Source organism: Burkholderia latens (genome assembly GCF_902499045.1).
GTDB classification, from domain to species: Bacteria; Pseudomonadota; Gammaproteobacteria; order Burkholderiales; family Burkholderiaceae; genus Burkholderia; species Burkholderia latens.
On the sequence record NZ_CABVPL010000067.1, the window covers coordinates 11,955 to 32,076 of the forward strand.

General features: G+C 72.5%; 7 protein-coding genes. 1 reads left to right on the forward strand and 6 read right to left on the reverse strand.

All coding sequences use genetic code 11. The features are described 5' to 3' along the window. Positions 1-31 precede the first annotated feature (31 nt). The 3 genes from BSE24067_RS29845 to BSE24067_RS29855 are packed head-to-tail and all read right to left on the reverse strand — an operon-like array spanning position 32 to position 15,770. On the reverse strand, positions 32-1,057 hold the full coding sequence (locus BSE24067_RS29845) for a GNAT family N-acetyltransferase (protein WP_174904957.1): 1,026 nt from the start codon (positions 1,055-1,057) through the stop codon (positions 32-34). Beyond that, entirely contained in the window at positions 1,047-6,056 is a 5,010-nt protein-coding gene (locus BSE24067_RS29850; RefSeq protein WP_151068464.1) for a non-ribosomal peptide synthetase, read from the reverse strand. Before BSE24067_RS29850 ends, BSE24067_RS29845 begins: the two co-directional genes overlap by 11 nt. Positions 6,057-6,065: 9 nt before the next feature. Beyond that, positions 6,066-15,770 carry a non-ribosomal peptide synthetase gene (locus BSE24067_RS29855; protein ID WP_174904958.1) on the reverse strand — a complete coding sequence of 3,235 codons (9,705 nt, stop codon included), beginning with the start codon at positions 15,768-15,770 and terminating at the stop codon, positions 6,066-6,068. A gap of 272 nt (positions 15,771-16,042) precedes the next feature. Between BSE24067_RS29855 and BSE24067_RS29860 the strand changes: the two genes are divergently transcribed. Beyond that, positions 16,043-17,788, forward strand: coding sequence for a cyclic peptide export ABC transporter (locus BSE24067_RS29860; protein ID WP_151068540.1), 1,746 nt, complete (start codon positions 16,043-16,045; stop codon positions 17,786-17,788). 231 nt (positions 17,789-18,019) lie between these two features. Here BSE24067_RS29860 and BSE24067_RS29865 read toward each other — a convergent pair whose 3' ends face one another. The 3 genes from BSE24067_RS29865 to BSE24067_RS29875 all read right to left on the reverse strand — a co-directional run. After that, positions 18,020-19,048 (reverse strand): ABC transporter substrate-binding protein, encoded by a 1,029-nt coding sequence (locus BSE24067_RS29865; protein WP_151068539.1) that lies wholly within the window; start codon positions 19,046-19,048, stop codon positions 18,020-18,022. A gap of 8 nt (positions 19,049-19,056) precedes the next feature. After that, the gene (fhuF, locus tag BSE24067_RS29870; protein WP_151068538.1) at positions 19,057-19,857 is read right to left on the reverse strand and encodes a siderophore-iron reductase FhuF; all 801 of its coding nucleotides are present in this window, start codon (positions 19,855-19,857) and stop codon (positions 19,057-19,059) included. Then, a partial coding sequence (locus tag BSE24067_RS29875; RefSeq protein WP_151068537.1) for an iron chelate uptake ABC transporter family permease subunit occupies positions 19,854-20,122 on the reverse strand: 269 nt, incomplete at its 5' end. The genes fhuF and BSE24067_RS29875, both read right to left, overlap by 4 nt.

Genomic DNA, 20,122 nt, shown 5'->3' on the forward strand with positions numbered 1-20,122 from the left:
TCTCAGCTCCCTTGTCGGTGAAACCGGCGCGTCAAACATGACGGCCGGCAAAGAACGTCTCGCGCTGCGTGCACATCCACAGCGGCTGCGCGTCGGCAAGCGTCAGCCGGTGCTGCCGCGCGAAGCCGTGCCGCGCGAGGGTGTCGACGACCCACGCACGGCCGGCCGGGACCGCGCAGCCGACCGTTTCGGTGCGCAGGTCGTCGAGAAACAGGTAATGGACGACGCACGGCAGCCAGCCGGCCACCCAGTGCGGGCCACGCCAGCGCGACGCGCCGACCAGCATCCGCAGCCCGCGGTCGTAGTCGCGCGCGCCGACGTGCGGCGCAAGCGGGTCTTCCTTCAGCCAGTACGCCTCGACATACGCGAACGGTTCGCCGTCGAAGCAGCCGACGAGCGGCGTGACGTGCGGATCGGCATCGGGCCCCGTGCCGCCGGCACCGGGCTGCGCACCCGGCCAACCGTCGCGCACGCGCGGCTCGTCGAACCATTGCGCGACGCGCGCGGCGTCTTCGCCCGGCTGCCAGCCGCGCAGCGTGAAACGCATACCGAGCGCCGGCAGGTCGCGCGCATACACGTCGCCGCGCGGCGCGGGCGGCCGGCGCGGATGACGCCGGCCGTCGGTCAGCATCGGCAGCGTCGCGCACGGCACCCGCGTGCCGACGCGCCACAGATCGGCCTGCTGGGCCCAGCCTTCGCGCATGCACAGGCCGCCGTCGGCGAGCACGCCGCTCGTGCGCAGCGCGTCGAGCGCGACCGCCGGCCACGCGGCTGGGTCGAGCCGGATCGCCGCGTGGCGCGCGGCGTCCGAAAACGCGGCCGCGAGCGCGGCCAGCAGCGCGCGGCGCTGGTCGGCCGGCGCCGCGCGATGGTTGTACGCGACGAGGCGCAGCGCGCCGTCGTCGCCGAGTTGCGCGCGCAGCAACTGCGCGCCGATGCCGTCGCCCTGCGCGACGCGGATTTCCGCGCCGTCGCGCACGGCGTACAGGCCGTCCGCGAACGCGAGGCGGTATGTATCGAGCATCGTGAAGCCGTCCGGACGCACTTCAGCGAGCATCGCGCACCTCCTGCTCCGCTTCGGCCGGTGCGTCGATACGCGTGGCGAGCGCCGCGAGCGTCGGCGCCGCGAACACGTCGGCGACCGTTAGCGCGTGGCCGGCACGGGCGGCCGCATCGACGAAGCGCACCACGTCGAACGAGCTCGCGCCGGCTTCGAACAGATCGGCATCGGGCGCGGGTGCGGCCGTCGCGAACGTGTCCGACCACAACGCGGCGAGCGCGGCCGCCGTGTGCGGTACGCGCGACGACTCGGCGGCGTGCGACGCGTGGCCTGCCGGTGTAGCCGCTTGCGCGACGAACAGCGCATCGGACGTACCGAGCGCCGCTTCCGGTGCACCGGCGAACCGCGCGACTTCGTCGTGATAGACGTCGACGAGCGCATCGACGAAACGGTCGTCGAGCAGTTCGTCCGCATACGAGAACGCGGCGCTCACGCGGCCGTCCGGATGCTCGATGACGTCCAGCTCCAGCGTGAACACCACGCGATGACGCACATCGTCGAACGCGTCGAGCGACAGGCCGGCCCAGTCGCGCGCGGCGGCGCCGGTCGGGCGCAGGTAGTTGAACATCACCTGGAACAGCGGATTGGCCTGCGCGGCACGCGGCGCGCGCAGCGCGGCGACGACGTCCGCGAACGGCACGTCGGCATGCGCATACGCGGCAAGCGCCGTGTCGCGTACCTGGGCGAGCAGGTCCGCGCGGCGAGCCGCGGGATCGAGCCGCGTGCGCACCACCACCGAGTTGATGAAGAGCCCGAGCGCGTCGTGCGCCGCGTCGCCCGTCAGTTCGCGTGTCGATGCGAGCACGCCGACCGGCTGGTCGGCCGCGCCCGTCACGCGGAACAGCGCGGTGTTGAGCGCCGCGTGCAGCAGCATCGGCAACGTCGCGTGTGCGGCCGACGCGGTGTCGCGCGCAGCGCGGATCAGCGCCGCGTCGAACTCGAACGCGATGCGCGCCGCACGCCATTGCGGGACGGCCGGCGCGTCGGCGCGCTGCGGCAGCACGGACGACGGCAGGTCGGCGAGCGCGTCGCGCCAGTACGCGACACGCGTCGGGCGGCAAGGTGCCGGCAGCACGAGCGACGCGTTGCCCGCCGATGCCGATGCCGATGCCGATGCCGATGCCGATGCCGATGATGCCGCTTCGCCGCGCACCCGTGCGACATAGCGCGCACGCACCGCATCGAGCCACAGCTCGATCGATTCGCCATCCGACACGATGTGATGAATCGTGACCGACAGCACGTGATCGTCCGCGCCGAGCTTCAGCACGCGTGCGCGCCACAGCGGCGCATCGGCCGCGAGATCGAACGGCGCGAGCGCATCGGCATCGGTCAGTGCCGCCGCGCGGGCGAGCGCATCGGACTGCGCGGACAGGTCGACGACCGGGATTTCGACACCAACGTGCGCATCGATCCGCTGACCGGGCAGCGCGCCGTCGCGCATCACGAGCCGGGTGCGCAGCGCCGGATGCGCAACCGCCGCAGCCGAGAACGCCGCGCGCAGCGCATCGACGTCGAGCGGACCGCGCACGCGCAGCGCGACCGGAATGTTGTACGCGGCGTTGTCCGGCTGTGCGCGCCACAGGAACCACAGGCCCAGCTGCGCGGGCGACAGCGGCCAGACGCCGTGCGCATCGGGTTTGACCACCGCGACGCCCGGCGCCGCGGCGCCCGCGTGTGCGGCGCGCGGCGCATCGGCGACCTGGCGCGCGTACTGCGCGAGCACCGGCGCTTCGAACAGCGCGCGCACCGGCACGTCGCGGCCGAGCCGTTCGGCCACGCGCGTCGCGACGCGCACCGCGGCCAGCGAATGGCCGCCGAGTTCGAAGAAGTGATCGCCGCGGCCGACGCGTTCGACGTTCAGCACGTCGCGCCAGATCGCCGCCAGCGCGGCTTCGTCGCCGTCGTGCGGCGCTTCGTACGCGCGTTCGACGCGCACCGGCACCGGCAGCCGCGCGCGGTCGACCTTGCTGTTCGCGTTACGCGGCAGCGCATCGAGCACGATCAGTTGCGCGGGCACCATGTAGTCGGGCAGCGTGCGGCGCAGATGCGCGTCGAGCGTCGCGGCTTCGACCGGCTGCGCGGTCGCCTGGGCGTCGGCGGTCAATTCGACGTACGCGACGAGTTGCGCGTGCGCGCCCTGCCCGTGCACGACCGCGCACGCTTCGCGCACCGCATCGTGCGCGGCAAGCTGCGCCTCGATCTCGCCGAGCTCGATGCGCAGCCCGCGCAACTTCACCTGGTGATCGACGCGGCCGATGAAGTCGAACACGCCATCCGCGCGGCGGCGCACGAGATCGCCGGTGCGGTACAGGCGCGCACCCGGCGCGCCGTACGGATCGGGCACGAAGCGCTCGGCCGTCAGCGCGGGACGATCGAGGTAGCCGCGCGCGACGCCGATCCCCTCGCCGCCCAGATACAGTTCGCCGATCACGCCGACCGGCAGCGGATGCAGCCGCGCATCGAGCACATGCGCGGTGCGCGCGCCGACGAGCGTGCCGATCGGCAGATACGCGGCGTCGCCGAGTTTCGCGAGATCGTCGCCGGGGCGGAACATCCACAGCGTCGGCGTGATCACGGTTTCGGTCGGGCCATAGCCGTTGACGATGCGCACGTTCGGCATCGCGCGGCGCAGCATCGCGAACGCCTCGCGCGACGTCGCTTCGCCGCCGACCGTCAGCGAACGCAGCGTCGGCGGCGCGCCGTGCGCGAGCGCCCATTCGGCCAGCTGCGCGGCGCAGCCGGGCGGCACGTAGGTCATCGTCACGCCGTCGCGCATCATCATCGCGCAGGTCTGCGCCGGCGGCCACAGCACGTCGGCCGTCACCGACACGGCGGCGCCCGACAGGTATTGCGAAAACCAGCCTTCGTGCGCGCCGTCGAAGTTGACCGACTGGAACAGCAGGAACACGTCGTTCTCGGTTGCGCCGTAGCGCTTCGCGATCGCGTCGCAATGCCGCGCGAACGCCGCATGATCGACGATCACGCCTTTCGGCTTGCCGGTCGAACCCGACGTGTAGATCGCATACGCGGCGTGGCCGGGCAGCACGTCGGGCAGCGCGACGCCGGCGGCTTCGTCGAGCGCGTCGACCTGGTCCGCACGCCAGATGCGCAGTCCGCGCACGTCGGGCAGCGATCCGGCGCTCGCGCCATCGGTCAGCACGTGCGCGATCCCCGCATCCGCGACGATCTGCGCGAGCCGCTCGCGCGGATGGGCCGGATCGAGCGGCACGAACGCGGCGCCCGACTTCAGCACCGCGATCAGCGCGACCAGCAGGTCGACCGAGCGCTGCAGCGCGACGCCGACGCGCATTTCCGGCCGCACGCCGGCCGCGACGAGGTTGCGCGCGATGCGGGCCGCGCGCGCATCGACCTCGCCGCGCGTCAGCGCGCGATCGATATCGGCGACGCCGCGTGCGTCGGGCCGCGCGTGCGCATGCGCGGCGATCCGTGCATGCACCGGGACGAACGGCTCCGCTTCGGCCGCGCCCGCCCGCGCGTTCCATGCGAACAGTTGCGCACGTTCGTCGGCCGGCAGCCAGTCGAGATCGCCGATCGGCAACGCCGGGCGCGCGAGCGCATCGCCGAGCAGCGTGACGAAGCGGGCGGCGAGCCGCGCGATCGCGTCGGCATCGAACAGATCGAGCGCGTAGATGAACGCGGCGTCGAACGTGCCGTCGGGCGTCGCCTCGACGGCAAGCGTCAGATCGAATTTCGCGGACGGCGTGCCGGACGGCAGCAACGTCGCCGTTGCCGCGCCAAGCGCCGGCAGCGCGCGGCGTTCGCCATATGCGGCCATCACCTGGAACAGCGGATGGTGGCTCGCGCTGCGCGGCACGCCGAGCGCGTCGACCACCTGTTCGAACGGCACGTCCTGGTGCATCTGCGCATCGACGAGCGCGCGCTGCGTACGCGCGACCAGCGCCGCGAAATCGCCGTGCGCGGGCACGTCGACGTCGATCGCGAGCGTGTTCACGAAGAAGCCGATCAGCCCGGCGGTTTCCGCGCGCTCGCGGTTCGCGGCCGGCACGCCGACGCAGATCCGCGCGTCGCCGGTCGCGCGCGCGAGCAGCGTGTCGAGCGCCGCGAGCAGCACTGCGAACGGCGTCGCGCCGGCGGCGGCCGCGAACGCGCGCAGTTGCGCACCGGTGCGCGCGTCGAGAGAAAACACGTGACGCGCGCCGCGCGCGCTGCGGCGGGCCGGCCGCGCGGCCGCACCGGGCAGCGTGATCACGCCGCGCTGCGGATCGACGCGTTCGCGCCAGAACGCGAGCTGCCGCTCGCGCTCGCCCGCATCGAGCCAGCGGCGCTGCCACAGCGCGTAGTCCGCATACTGGATCGGCAACGGCGCGAGCGGCACCGGCTCGCCCGAAGCGTAAGCGCGATAGAACGCCGCGAGCTCGTACAGCATCACGTCCGACGACCAGCCGTCCGACACGATGTGGTGCACGGTCAGCGCAAGCCAGTGACGGGTCGCGTCGAAGCGGATCAGATGCGCGCGCATCAGCGGCGCGGTGCCGAGATCGAACGCGTCGGCTTCGTCTGCCGCCGCGACGCTTTCCGCGCGTGCGGCGCGCTCGCCTTCGGACAGCGCTTCGAGATCGGTCTCGCGCCACGGGCACCGCAGCGGCGGATGGATCGTCTGTGCGACGCCGTCGTCCGCTTCGTCGAACGTCGTGCGCAGCGCTTCATGACGCGCGATCAGCGCATCGCACGCGAGCCGCAGCGCGTGTGCGTCGAGCGGGCCCGTCAGCGCAAGGCGCTCGGTGATGTGATATGCGCCGGGCGCATCGATCAGCCGCGCATGCAGCCACAGTCGCGTCTGCGCGAACGACGCCGGCACGCGGTCGCTGCGCGGCGTGCGCGGCGGAATCGGCAGCACGCGAAAGTCGATGCCGGCCGCACCGAGCTTGTCGAGGAACACCGCGCGCTGCGCGTCGGGCAGTTGCGCGAAACGCGTCGCGAGCGCGAGCCAGTCGGGTTGAGCCTTCGTCATCCGTCGTCCTTATTGGGTTTCCAGTTCGCCGAGCAGCGCGTCGATCGCGCTCGCCGCATCGGTGTCGCCGCGCGCCGCGCACGCCGCATCGATCGCCTCGGCGCAGCGCGCGAGCGTGCGGGTGTCGAACAGCGTGCGCAGCGGCAGCGCGAGGCCCCAGTGCAGGTTCGCCTGCGCATGGGCCTGCGTCGCGAGCAGCGAGTGGCCGCCGAGCAGGAAGAAGTCGTCGTCGCGGCCGATCGCATCCACGTGCAGCACGCGCTGCCAGATCGCCGCGAGCGCGCGCTCCGTGTCGGTCGCGAGTTCGGCGGCCGCGACCGCTTCCCGTACCGGCGCCGGCAACGCATGGCGGTCGCACTTGCCGTTCGGCGTGACCGGCAGCGCGTCGAGCTCGATCAGCTGCGACGGCACCATGTATGCGGGCAACTGCGCGCGCAGCGCGTCCAGCAGAGCCGCGCGGTCGAGCGGGCCCGCGTCGCCGCGTGCGACATAGCCGATCAGCTGTTCGTCGCGCACGATCACGACCGCGTCGTGCACGCCCGGCGCCGCGCGCAGCAGCGCCTCGATCTCGCCGGGCTCGATCCGCTGCCCGCGCAGCTTCACCTGCGTGTCGACGCGGCCGAGATAGTCGAGCGCGCCGTCCGCGCGGCGACGCGCGAGGTCGCCGGTGCGGTACATGCGCGCGCCTGGCACGAACGGATCGGGCACGAAACGCTCGGCGGTCAGCGCCGGGCGGCCGAGGTAGCCGCGCGCGAGGCCCGCGCCCGCGAGATACAGCTCGCCTGTCGCGCCGGCCGGCACCGGCTGCCAGGCCGCGTCGAGCACGTGCAGTTGCAGGTTCGCGATCGGATGGCCGATCGGCACCGCGACGGCATTCGCATCGTCGGCGCCGCAGGTCCAGTGCGACACGTCGATCGCGGCTTCGGTCGGCCCGTACAGGTTCACGAGCGTCGCGTTCGGCAACAGCCGCGCGACCTTCGCGACGAGTTCGGGCGCGAGCGCCTCGCCGCTCGCGACGATCAGGCGCACGCTGTCGCATTGCGCGGCCGCCGAGAAATCGTCGAGATACGCGGCGAACGCGGCGAGCATCGACGGCACGAAATGCAGCACCGTCACGCCGTGCGCGTGGATCGCGGCCGCGAGGCGCGCCGGGTCGCGGTGGTCGCCCGGCGCGGCGATCGCAAGCTTCGCGCCGATCGCGAGCGGCCACACGAATTCCCACACCGACACGTCGAAGCCGAACGGCGTCTTGTGCAGCACGACGTCGTCGCGCGTGAGCCGGTACGCGTGCTGCATCCACGCGATCCGGTTCGCGAGCGCGCCGTGCGAGTTGCCGGCGCCCTTCGGCTTGCCGGTCGAGCCGGACGTGTAGATCAGGTACGCGAGCTGCGCGTCGTCGACGATGTCGGCCGCGGTGTCGGCGGCGCTCGTGTCCGCTGCGTCGGCGAGCAGATCGGCGAGCGTCAGCAGTTGCGTCGTCGCGTCGTCGCCGAGCGCGGCCTCGACTTGCGCGCGCAGATGCGGTTGCGTGATCGCGACCGCCGGCCGCGCATCGCGCAGCAGATACGCGATGCGCTCGGCCGGATAGTCGGGATCGACCGGCAGGTACGCGGCGCCGGCCTTCAGCACGCCGACGAGCGCCGTCACCATGTCGAACGAGCGCTCGACGCACAACGCGACGGGCGTGTCGGGCTTCACGCCGCGCCGGCGCAATGCGGCGGCCACGCGCGTGGTGTCCCGGTCGAGTTCGCGATAGGTCGCGCGCCGGACGTTGCCGTCGGCGTCCGCCAGCTCGAGCGCGATCGCATCGGGCGTCGCTTGCACGGCTTGTGCGAATTGCAGATGCAGCGGCTGCCGTTGTGCGGCCGGCCACGTCCGCGCGCTGTCCTGCGCACGCGCGAGTGCGTCGCGCGTCGCTTCGTCGGCGATCGACAGCGCGCCGAGCCGCGCGTCCGGCGTGCGGGCCAGCGCATCGAGCGCGCACGCGAACGCGCGGTGCCACGTCTCGACCTGGCGCGCGTCGACGCGCGCGGTGTCGTAGCCGTAGTCGATCGTCAGCTCGGTGCCGCTTTCGATCACGAGCGTCAGCGCGAAATCGGTCGCTTCGATGCTGCGCACGTCGCTGAGCGCGAGCGCGCGCGGATCGGCGTCGCGCGCCGTCGCGTCGACCGGATAGTTCTCGAACACGACGAGCGTGTCGAACAATGCGCCGCCGGAGCCACGCGCCCAGCGCTGGATGTCCGCAAGCGGCGTATGCGCATGTTCGGCCGCGGCCGCGTTCTCGCGCTGCAGCGTCTGCAGCCAGTCGGCTGCGCGCTGCTGCGGCCCGGGCGCCGTGATCACCGGCAGCGTGTTGATGAAGAGGCCGAGCACCGTGTCGACGTCCGCGAGCGCATCGGGACGGCCCGCGACGGTCGCGCCGAACGCGACGGCCGGCTGATGCGTCATCCGCTGCAGCGCCAGCGCCCACGCGCCCTGCACCAGCGTGTTGACGGTCAGTTTCAGCGCGCGCGCCGTCTGCGCGACGCGCGCCATCGCATCCGCGCCGATCGTCGCGCGCCACGTGACCATTTCGGCGTCCGCACGGTCGGCCGCGCGCTCGGCGATCAGCGTCGGCGCGTCGAGGCGCGCGAGCCGTTCGGTCCAGAAGCGCTCGTCCGCGTCGCGGTCGCGCGTGCCGAGCCATTCGATGAAGTCGCGATAGCGCAGCGCCGGGCGGCTCGCGAACGGCGACACCGCATCGGGATCGCGATAGTCGCGCAGCACGTCGGCGAGCAGCCGCGCGGTGCTCCAGCCGTCGAGCAGCACGTGGTGGCGCGTCCACACGACGCGCCACGCGTCGTCGGTCACGCGGATCAGCGTGAGCCGCATCAGCGGCGGCTCGCGCCAGTCGAAGCCGCGCGCGCGGTCGGCCGCGAGCCACGCGTCGAAATCGCGCTCCAGCGTGTCGCCGCGCGTGCGCCAGTCGAGCTGCTCGACCGGCATCCGCGCATGGCGATGCACGCATTGCAGCGGCGCGGCCCCGTCCGGCATCACGCTGGTGCGAAGGATGTCGTGGCGTGCGACCGATGCGGCGAACGCGGCCGCGAGCCGGTCGGCGTCGAGCGCGGTCGCGGTCGCGACGAGCTGGTTCACGTAGCTCGCGTGGCCGGGCGCGAACAGCGCATGAAACAGGATCCCCTGCTGCATCGGCGACAGCGGATACACATCGTCGATCGCGCGCCAGTCGAGCGGCGCGCGCTCGATCGCGGCCTGCGTGAGGCCGGCTGCCTGCGCGAGCGGAAAATCGCCCGGCGTCGCACCGCCGCCGCGATGCGCGAGGCGCGACGCGCACGCGTCGGCGAGCTCGCGCAGCGCGGTTGCGAAGCGTTGCGCGAACGCATCGATCGTCGCGCGTTCGAACTGCGGCGCACCGTACACCCAGTGAACTTTCAGCGTGCGCGTGCCGTCGCGGTCGGTATCGAGATATGCATGGATCGCGAGCGTGTTGCCGAGCGGCCCTTGCGGGTCGCGTTCGATGCCGGTGCCGCCGAAGCGCGGCACGAGCGTCGCGTCGCGCGGTGCATCGAGCTGGCCGAGATAGTTGAACGTGACGCGCGGACGCGGCACCGCGGCCAGCGCCGCGCGCGTCGCCGCGTCGCCGTAGTGCGCGAGCACGCCGAAGCCGAGCCCCTTGTGCGGCACCGCGCGCAGCGTGTCCTTGACCGCGCACAGCGTGTCGCGCGCGGTGGCTTCGACCGGCAGCGTGACCGGATAGTGGCTCGTCAGCCAGCCGATCGTGCGGCTTGCGTCCGCATCGTCGAACAGTGCCTCTCGGCCGTGCCCTTCGAGTTCGACGCGGCACGATGCGGCGCCGTCGTCACCGGTCAGCGCCAACGCGAGCGCGGCGGCGAGCAGTTCGATCGTCTGCGTGCGGTACGCGGCATGCGCGTCGGCGAGCGCGGCGCGGGTCAGCGCCGCATCGATCGTCTGCACGACGACGGCCGCATCGGCGTTCGTCGCCGCTGCGTCCGGATGATCGGGCACGATGTCGCCGCCGTGCGCCATGCCGGCCCAGTATGCGACTTCGGCGGCGAACGGCGATGCCGGCTCGGTGGCAGCGCGCGCGAGGCGAGCCGCCCACGCATCCGCGCGCAGGCCCGGCTGCGACAGGCGCACCGGCGTGCGTTCGGATGCGGCGCGATATGCGGCGTCCAGGTCGTCGAGCAGGATGCGCCACGACACGCCGTCGACGATCGCGTGGTGAATCGCCAGATACAGCTGCGTCGAACCGTCCGGCAGCCGCGCCGCGCACGCGCAGGCGAGCGGCCCGCGGCCAAGATCGAGGCGGCGCTGCACTGCGTCGAAGCGTGCGATCGCATCCGCTTCGTCGCGTGCGGCGACTTCGACGAACGGCAGCGCGTCGTACGGCTCGGCGGCGTCGTTCGCGCGCCATTTCCCGTCCGCGCCGCGCGCGAAACGCTGACGGAACGCGTCGTGATGCGTCAGCAATGCAGCGAATGCACGCGCGAACGCATCGGCGTCGAACGGGCCGCGCACGTCGAACGCGACCGACTGGTTCCAGTGGCCGGGATGCGGCACGTCGAGCGCGAAGAAGCGCTGCTGCGCGGGTGTCAGCAGCGCGCCGGCAGCCGCTGCGGGCCGGGCCGGCGCGCTCGCTTCGGCAGTCGCGGCCGGCGCGGCAGCGGCGGCGGCGACGCCGTCGGTCTTCGCGACGTGCGCGAGTTCGGCAACCGTCGGGCTGTCGAACAGCTGCTTCGGCGTGAAACGCACGCCGCGCTTGCGCGCGCGTGCGATCACCTGCAGCACGAGGATCGAATCGCCGCCGAGTTCGAAGAAGTTGTCGTCGCGGCCGACGTGCGGCGCCTTCAGCACCGCTTGCCAGACTTCCGCGAGCGCCGTTTCGACCGCGCCGCGCGGCGCGTCGCCCGCAGCCGCGGCCACCGGCGCGACGGCCAGCTCGCGCAGCGCCGCGCGATCGACCTTGCCGTTCGCGGTGACAGGCAGGCGCGCGAGCGCGACGAACTGCGCGGGCACCATGTAATCGGGCAGCGTGGCGCCGAGCGCCGCGCGCACGGCGGCTTCGTCGAAGGCCGCGCCGTCGCGCATCACGACGAACGCCGCGAGCCGCGTGCGGCCGTCGGTTTCGATCGCGAGCGTCTCGGCCTGCGCGATCGGTGCGGCCGCGCGCACCGCCGCGCTGACCTCGCCCGGTTCGACGCGATAGCCGCGAATCTTCACCTGATCGTCGATGCGGCCGACGAACGCCAGACGGCCGTCCGCGCGCAGCCGCACACGGTCGCCGGTGCGATACAGGCGCGCGCCCGGCGTGAACGGATCGGGCACGAAGCGCTCGGCGGTCTGCGCGGGCCGGTTCAGGTAGCCGCGCGCGACGCCCGGGCCGCCGAGATACAGCTCGCCCGTCGCACCGGCGGGCACGCACGCGCCGAACGCGTCGAGCACCAACGCGCGCGCATTCGGCAGCGGCACGCCAAGCGGCACGCCGCTTGCGGCGTCGCGCGCGCCGGCGGCGATCGATGCGGTGTCGCACGCGATCGCGCCGACGGTCGCCTCGGTCGGCCCGTAATGGTTGATCACGCGGCAGGCCGGCGCGAGCGCGGCAATGCGCGCGACGAGCGCCCACGTGAGCGTTTCGCCGCCGGTCACGAGCGCGTGGCGCGGCAGCACGTCGGCCGGCACGCGCGCGTCGAGCAGCGCCTGCAGGTGGCTCGGCACGATCTTCAGCACGCCGACATCGCGGCTGCGCATTTCCTCCGCGAACAGGTCCGGATCGAACGCACACGCGGCCGGCAGCAAATGTAGCGTGCGGCCCGCGCACAGCGCGCCGAACAGGGTCGTGTGGCCGAGGTCGGCCGCGACGGTCGACACCATCGCGAACGACGCGTCCGGTGCGAACGCGAGTTCGTCGAGCATGCCCTGCACGTAATCGGCCAGCGCGCCGTGCGACACGACGACGCCCTTCGGCGTGCCGGTCGACCCCGACGTGTAGATCAGATAGGCGCCCTGCTCCGGATGCGGCGCGACGCGCACGCCGGCCGCATGCGCGACCGTCGCGTCCTGCGCGAGCGTGTCGACGTCGAGCGGCTGCGCATCGCTGCCCGCCGGCCACGCGGCCATATCGGCGACGAGCGCCCAGCGCGCGCCGCAATCGGCGGCCGCGGCCGCCAGACGGGCGGCCGGCTGCGCCGGATCGAGCAGCACGGCGAGCGCACCGGCCTTCAGCGCGCCGAGCAAACCGACGACGAAGCGAACCGAACGTTCGGCGCAGACGATCACCGGCGCTTCGGCCGTCGCGCCGCGCAGTGCGAGCGCGTGCGCGATCCGGTTCGACGCGTCGTCGAGTTCGGCGAACGTCAGCGATGCCGACGCATCGGCGAGTGCAACCCGATGCGGATACGCAGCCGCCTGACGCGCGAACGCGGCGACGATGTCGGCGTGCTCGACGTGCAGCGCGCGGCCGTCGCGCGGCTGGCGCGTGGCCGGCGACGCGTCGCAACTCAGCGCGGCCGTCGTGCAGTGCGGCGCGTGGGCGGCGGACGCGACGAGTGCCGCATAGCTGTCGAGCCATGCGCGCGCGGTATCGTCATCGATGCAGTCGGTTGCATAGGCGGCGACGAGCTCGATCCCGCTCGCGTCGTCGGTGAAGTCCAGCGCGAAGTCGAAGCGGGCAGCGAGATCGGGGCCGGGCGTCGCGACGGCCGTCGCACCCGGCAGCACGCTGTCGTGCCGCGCGTCGAACTGCTGTGCGAACTTCACGCGCAGCCATTCGTCGCCGCGCTTCACAGGCGGCTTCACCGCATCGACGACGCGCTCGAACGGCACGTCCTGATGCGCGACCGCGTCGAGCGCCGCCGTGCGTGCCGCATCGACCAGCGCGCGGAACGGCAGCGTCGGCGCGACGCGCACGCGCAGCGCCACCGTGTTCAGGAACAGGCCGAGCAGCGCGCGCGTTTCCGGGCGCTGGCGATGCGCGACCGGCACCGCGACGACGATGTCCGTTTCGCCGGTCACACGCGACAGCCACGCGTCGAGCGCGGCGAGCAGCACCGTGAAGACCGTCGCCTGCGCGTCACGGGCGAGACGCCGCACGTCGGCCGCGACCGCGTCGGGCAAGCGCACCGACATGCGCGCGCCATGCAGCGAGCGCGTCGCGCCGGGCTGGCGGTCGACCGGCAGCGCGAGCGGGCCCGGCACGTCGCGCAATGCGCCGCGCCAGTAATCGAGCTGACGCTCGCCCTCGCCGCCGGCGAGCATGTCGCGCTGCCAGTCCGCGTAGTCCGCGTACTGGATCGGCAGCGCCGGCAGCGCCGGCTCGCGCCCTTGCGCATACGCACAATACGCGGCCGACAGTTCGTCGAACGCGCAGCGCGAGCTCCAGCCGTCGGTAATCGCGTGATGCGCGGTCAGCAGCAGCCGATGGCGGTCGTCGGCGAGCACGACGAGCGTCGCGCGCAGCAGCGGCCCGCGCGACAGATCGAACGGCGCCCCCGCATCGCGTTCTGCAATGCGCGCGGCTTGCGCATCGCGTGCGGCCGTCGGCTGGTCGCGCAGGTCGACCGTCGCGATCGCAACCGGCAGATGCGCGTGGATGCGCTGCATCACGACGCCGTCGTCGTTGTCGACGAGCGTCGTGCGCCACGCGTCGTGCCGCTCGATCACGTGATCGAGCGCCCGTTGCAGCGCGGCGCGGTCGAGCGCGCCGTCGATCGTCCAGTGCGCGGCGATGTGATACGCGGCGCTCGCATCGCGCGTTTGCGCGAGCACCCAGAAGCGTTGCTGCGCGAGCGACGCCGCGCGATCGACATGCGGCGCATTCGATGCCGCGGCATCGGCCGGCGCCCGGCGTGCCGGAATCGCGGCCAGCGGCTCGCCGGTTTCGCGTTCCGCCCGATCGACGTGCGCGGCCAGTTCGGCCAGCGCCGGATCGGCGAACAGCATGTCGAGGCGCAGGTTCACGCGCAGCGCGGCGCGGATCGCGGCCTGCAGCTGCATCACGGCGAGCGAATCGGCGCCCAGCGCGAAGAAGCGATCGTCGCGCGACGGCGTCGTATCGAGGCCGAGCAGCGTTTGCCAGAAGCCGGCGATCTGCTGTTCGGCCGGCGTACGCGGCGCGTCGCCCGCGGCTTGTTCGCCCTCGCGCGCGGCGGCGATGCGCTCGCGCAGCGCCGCGCGGTCGATCTTGCCGTTCAGCGTATACGGCAGCGCGTCGCAGCGCACGAACCGGTGCGGCTGCCATGCGGCGGGCAGCTGCGCGCCCACGTGCGCCTTCAGCGCTGCATCGTCGGCTGCCGCGCGCAGCGCGACGCATGCGATCAATCGCGTCGGCCCGTTCCCCGTTTCGGCGATCACGGCCGCATCGGCCACCGCCGGATGCGTGCGCAGGCATGCGGCGATTTCCGCGGGCTCGACGCGCACGCCGCGCACCTGCACCTGATCGTCGAGCCGGCCGAGATAGTCGAATGCGCCGTCGGCGCGCAGCCGCGCGAGGTCGCCGGTGCGGTACACGCGCGCGCCGGGCTCGCCGTCGGCATCGGGAATGAAGCGTTCGGCCGTCAGCGCCGGGCGGCCGTGATAGCCGCGTGCGATACATGCGCCGCCGAGCAACAGCTCGCCGCCGTCGCCCGTCTCGCCCGATGCGCGTTGCGCGTCGCGATCGATGCGCGCGACGCGCGGGCCGATCACGCGGCCGATCGGCAGCGACGCATACGCATCGTCCGCGGCCAGCACCGGCGTCTCGCCCGGCTCGACCGGCCACAGCATCGGCGAGATCACGGCCTCGGTCGGCCCGTAGCCGTTGATCAGGCGTACCGACGGGAACGTGCGTCGCACGAACTCGAACGCCTGCTGCGGCAGCGCTTCGCCGCCGAACGCAAGCACGCGCAACGCAGGCGGCACACCATCGCGCGCGGCCACCGCCGCGAATTCGCGCAGATACGCCGGCGGAAACGCGGCGACGTTGACCGACTCGCGCACCATCAGCGCATGCGCGGCATCCGGCGCGAACGGCTGCGGCGGCGCAATGGTCACGCTCGCGCCCACGGCCAGCGGCGCGAGCCAGCATTCGTGCGCGGCATCGAAATTGACCGACGCGAAATGCAGCAGGCGATCATCGCCCCCGATCGGCAGCGCGGCCGCGAGCGCGTCGCAATGCGCGGCGAGCGGCCCGTGCTCGACGACGACCGCCTTCGGCGTGCCGGTCGAGCCCGACGTATAGATCATGTAGGCGGCCGCGCGCGGATGTACGGGCGCATCTTCGTCGCCGGCGAAGGCAGCGGCATCGCTTTCGTCACCTTCCGCCGACGTCACGTCGAACGCGTGTTCGAACGGCGCGCCGAGCGCCGCGCGGCCGGCCGCGTCGGCGATTCCGTGACGCAATTGCGCATCCTGGACGATCCAGCTCAGACGCGCGGCGGGATGACGCGGATCGAGCGGCACGAACACGCCGCCCGCCTTCAGCACGGCCAGGAGCGCGACGAAGAGCTCGCACGAGCGCTCGACGCAGACGCCGACCCGCACTTCCGCGCCGACACCAGCCGCCCGCAACCGGCGGGCCAACTGCGACGCGCGCGCGTCGAGCGCGCCGCGCGACATGCGCAGGTCGTTCTGGAAAGGCGCGGCGAGCGCGGGTGCGTCGGGCGCAACGCGCGCCTGTTCGCGGATTCGGTGGTGCAACGCAGTCTGGAAACTCGTCATGTGCGTGAAGTCCTTCGGTCCGGCCGCTTCGGCCAAGTCTCGGGGCCGCTTGGGCGGCTTCACTGGTGTGACGAACGGCGCGGCCGATTTTTTACCGTTTTGCACGCAAAGTCCCAACCGACGCATTTTTTGAAGGCACCGCTAAATATTTGCGCGCGCCGTTCGTCTATCTGATGGGAAAGCCGCAGCCGGGCCCGGCCCGCGCGCCGCTTTCGCGTCAGTTTTGCCGTTTCCGCAGGGTTTGCCTGCCCTTCCATTTACCGACGTTGCCGATGACCGCTGCCCACGAGCCTTCTTCCCCGCCGTCCCTCGACGCTTCTCCCGGCCGCCCCGCGGCCCGCCTGATCCTCGCGCTGCTGCGCGAAAGCCGCGCGTCGCTCGCGCTGGCGCTCATCGCGTGCGTGCTCAACGGCGTCGCGAGCGTGCTGCTCGTCGCGACGCTGAACCGAGCGCTCGCGACGCCCGGCGCCGCCGACGCGGCGCTCGCGTGGCGCTTCGCGCTGTGCGCGGTGATCGCGCTCGTCACGCGGATCGTGTCGGGCACGCTGTTCGCACGGCTGTCGCAGGACACGATGGCGCGGCTGCGCGTGCATCTCGCGCGGCGCGTCGGCGCGGCCGAGCTGCGAGACATCGAACGGATCGGCGCCGCGCCGGTGCAGTCGGTGCTGACCGACGACGCGACCAACGTGTCGATGCTGTTCTTCGCGCTGCCGAACCTCGTCATGCACGGCTCGATCGTGTTCGGCTGCCTCGGCTATCTCGCGTGGCTGTCGTGGCCCGTGTGCGCGCTCGCGCTGACCGCGATCGTCGCGGGCTCGCTCGGCTACCACACCGGCGACCGGCGCGCGATCGCGTCGCTCGAAGCGGCCGGGCAAGCGCAGGACCGCCTGTTCGGCTATCTCGGCTCGCTGTTCTCCGGCGCGAAGGAGCTGAAGCTGCACGACGCGCGCGCGCGCCAGTTCGTCGACGGCCAGCTCGGCGCCGCGATCGGCGAAGTGCGCGACCATCGGCGCCGCGCGTTCAGCGCGTATGCGGTCGGCGTCGGCTGGATCATCTTCCTGTTCTACGTGTTCCTCGGCGCGGCCGCGTTCTGGCCGCAGCTTGGCGTGCATGCGGATGCGAACACCGCGGCCGGCTACGTCGTCGTGTTCCTGTTCATGCTGGTGCCGCTCGACGGGCTGCTGAACAACCTGCCGACCGTCAATGCAGCGCGCGTGTCGCTCGGCCGGATCGAAGCCGTGATGGCCGAGTTCGGCGCGCTGCGCACGGTGCCGCCGGCAAGCGAAGCACCCGACGTGCCGCCCGCCGGAACGATCACGCTGCGCGGCGTCACGCACGCGTATTTCCACGAACGCGACGAACGGATGTTCCGGATCGGGCCGATCGACCTGACGATCCGGCCGGGCGAGCTCGTGTTCATCGTCGGCGGCAACGGCAGCGGCAAGACCACGCTCGCGAAGGTGCTGACGGGGCTCTACGAGCCGGAGGAAGGCACGATCGAGGTCGATGGCCGCACGATCGGCTGGCGCGAGCGCGCCGCGTACCGGCAGCGCTTCAGCGCGGTGTTCAACGACTTCCATCTGTTCGATGCGTTGCTCGGCATCGTCGATCCGGACGACCCGGCGCGCGCGCAGGCCGACGCGCGCGCGAACGCGCTGGTCGCGAAGCTCGCGCTCGATCACAAGGTGAAGGTCGTCGACGGCGCGTTCTCGAACCGCGCGCTGTCGACCGGGCAGCGCAAGCGGCTCGCGCTCGTCGTCGCGTATCTGGAGGACCGGCCGTTCTACCTGTTCGACGAATGGGCGGCCGACCAGGATCCGTCGTTCAAGGCCGTGTTCTACGAGCAGCTGCTGCCCGAACTGCGCGCGCGCGGCAAGGCGGTGATCGTGATCACGCACGACGACCGCTATTTCGGTCTCGCCGACCGGCTGCTGAAACTCGACAACGGGCAGATCGTCAGCGATACGACGCCCGCGCGGTTGCGCGCGCGGGATGGCGCCGATGTGCTGAGCGCGTAAGGTCGCGTCGTCCGCGGCCGCCTGCGCACTGAGAATGCGGCGCGTGGGCGGCCGATATCCTTCAGAGGATCGGAGAGAGTCGAAAGAGCTGGAAGACGGGAAAAATACGGTTCGGCGTGCTCGCGCGACGCTACTGCGATGCCGCGCAACGACCCTCCCTGCGACACGCCGATCACCGCAACGCGGCATCGGGCCACGCCACCGCGCCCCGCCCGATGCCAACCCGATCGCTCAGCGCGCGGCCGGCAGCTTCAGCATCGTATCGGTCATCACGTCGGCCAGCTTCAGCGCCGACATCGGCCCGCCGAACCCCCAGATGTTCCGCTCGATCAGCGCGATCCGGTGTTCGCGCAGCGCGGGCACGAAACGCCACACCGGCGAATCGAGTTTCGACGACAGCGGCACGTCCATCCCCGTCGCAGTGACGAACAGCACGGCGAGATCGCGCTGCGTGAGCAGATCGGCGGACGTCACGTAAAGCGTGCCTTCCCGCGTCGGCTTCTTCGGCCACGGGTTCAGCCCGAGCGCGCGCGCAAGCCCCGCCGACGTGCTGTTGCCCGTATACGCCCAGTAACGGTCGGGCAGCCCGAGATCCTGCAACACCGCGATGCGCTCGCCGCTACGGCCGGCCGCGTCGAGCCGCGACGCATTGCGGGCGATCCCCGCGTCGAGTTGCGCTTCGACCGCTTGCGCGCGTGCGTCGCGCCCGGTCACGTGACCGATCGTCCGGAAGATCTGCCGCATCCAGTCGAGTTGCGTGACGGGCACGCCGTCTTCGGACACGTTCGGGCTGAACTGGAACAGGATCGTCGGCGCGATCCGGTCGAGCGCGGCGAAGATCGGCGCATGGCGAAAGCCGACGCCGATGATCAGATCGGGCTTCACCGCGGCGATCGCCTCGAGCCCCGGCTCCTGCCGCGAGCCGATGTCGGTCACGTGCGCGAGCCGATCGCTCTCGTAGCCGAGCCAGCCAGGGTAGAACGCGGTGTCGGCCATGCCGGCCGGTACGATGTCGAGCGCGAGCACGCTCTCCGCGAACATGAAGTCGAGCGCGACCACGCGCTGCGCCCGCACGGGCATCGTCGCGCTCGCCTGCGACACGACGGGGTTGCCGGCAAGCGCCCGGCCCGACGGTGAAACCGCGCTGCCGTCGCCCGCACGCGCGTTGGCGGCGGCCGCGACGGCCGGCGCGACCAGCGCCGCGCCGAGTGCGGGGAGCGCACAGAGCGCCCCGAGCACATGCCGGCGGCCGGCATGCACGAGAGGCGTCAGCGGATCGCGTCCTGCTCGGCCAGCGCCGCGTCGTCCATCGTCAAAAGCAGAGGGCAGCTTCCACACAGTTGCGTTTCTCCAGGAATTTCATAGCGCAGGCAGCACACGCGGCGCGCGCGAAACGGCGTCGGCAGCAGCGGCGAGCGCGGCACGGCGTCGCGCACCGGCATGCGCAGCGGATTCGGTTCGCCATGGACGCACGACGCGCCGAACAGCCAGCTCGCATCGCGAGCGCGATCGGCTGCGCACGGCAGCGAGCGGTACGTGCCGAGCAGATAGTCGAGCAGGTTGCCCGCGTTGCTCCACAGCACGCGCGGCGTCACGCGGCCCAGCGCCGCGAGCAGATCGATCACCGCGCCGAGATGCGCGACGAGCCCCGCATAGCGCGGCGCGGGTTCGTCGCACGGTGCGCCGAGCGCGTCGCGCGCGAAATACAGCGCGGCCGGCATCCCGTCGTCGAGTGCGACGAACGTGCGCGTCGGCGCCATGTCGAGCGGCCGGCCGAGCGTGAGCGCGGCGACCACGCCGGCGGGCGCCGCGCGGCCGAAGTAGTACTTGCTCCATTGCGACATCAGCGCGCGCGCATGCCGCCCCGGATCGCCGCCGTAGTGGCGGACCATCGCGTCGAGCATCGCGTCGCGATGATCGGGCAGCGCGCCGACCGGCACGACGATGCGGCCCGGCGCGTGCGCGTCGTCCGGCATGCCGAGCCATACGGCGTCGAGATACCCGGCGAACGGCTCGGGCGCGAACGCCGAGAAGCGCGTCGCGCGTGCGCCGTCGAGCGCCGGCGTCATCGTCCCGCGCGCCGCGCGCGGCGCCCCTCGACGATCAGCAGCCCGAGCAGGTATGGCGCGCCGATCAGCGCCGTCAGCACGCCGGCCGGCACCTCACGCGGCGCGACGGCCGTGCGGGCTGCGAGGTCGGCGAAGCCGAGAATCAGCGCGCCGCATGCGGCCGCGAGCCACATGCGCGTGCGGTGCCGGCGCGCGCCGAGCATCGTCGCGACGTGCGGCGCCATCAGGCCGATGAAGCCGACCGGCCCGACCGCCGCGACGGCCG

What these genes read in the sequence shown, in the direction of transcription:
- BSE24067_RS29845 (WP_174904957.1), bottom strand. Translation starts at nt 1,057, where the DNA reads ATGCTCGCTGAAGTGCGTCCGGACGGCTTCACGATGCTCGATACATAC.
- BSE24067_RS29850 (WP_151068464.1), bottom strand. Translation starts at nt 6,056, where the DNA reads ATGACGAAGGCTCAACCCGACTGGCTCGCGCTCGCGACGCGTTTCGCG.
- BSE24067_RS29855 (WP_174904958.1), bottom strand. Translation starts at nt 15,770, where the DNA reads ATGACGAGTTTCCAGACTGCGTTGCACCACCGAATCCGCGAACAGGCG.
- BSE24067_RS29860 (WP_151068540.1), top strand. Translation starts at nt 16,043, where the DNA reads ATGACCGCTGCCCACGAGCCTTCTTCCCCGCCGTCCCTCGACGCTTCT.
- fhuF (WP_151068538.1), bottom strand. Translation starts at nt 19,857, where the DNA reads ATGACGCCGGCGCTCGACGGCGCACGCGCGACGCGCTTCTCGGCGTTC.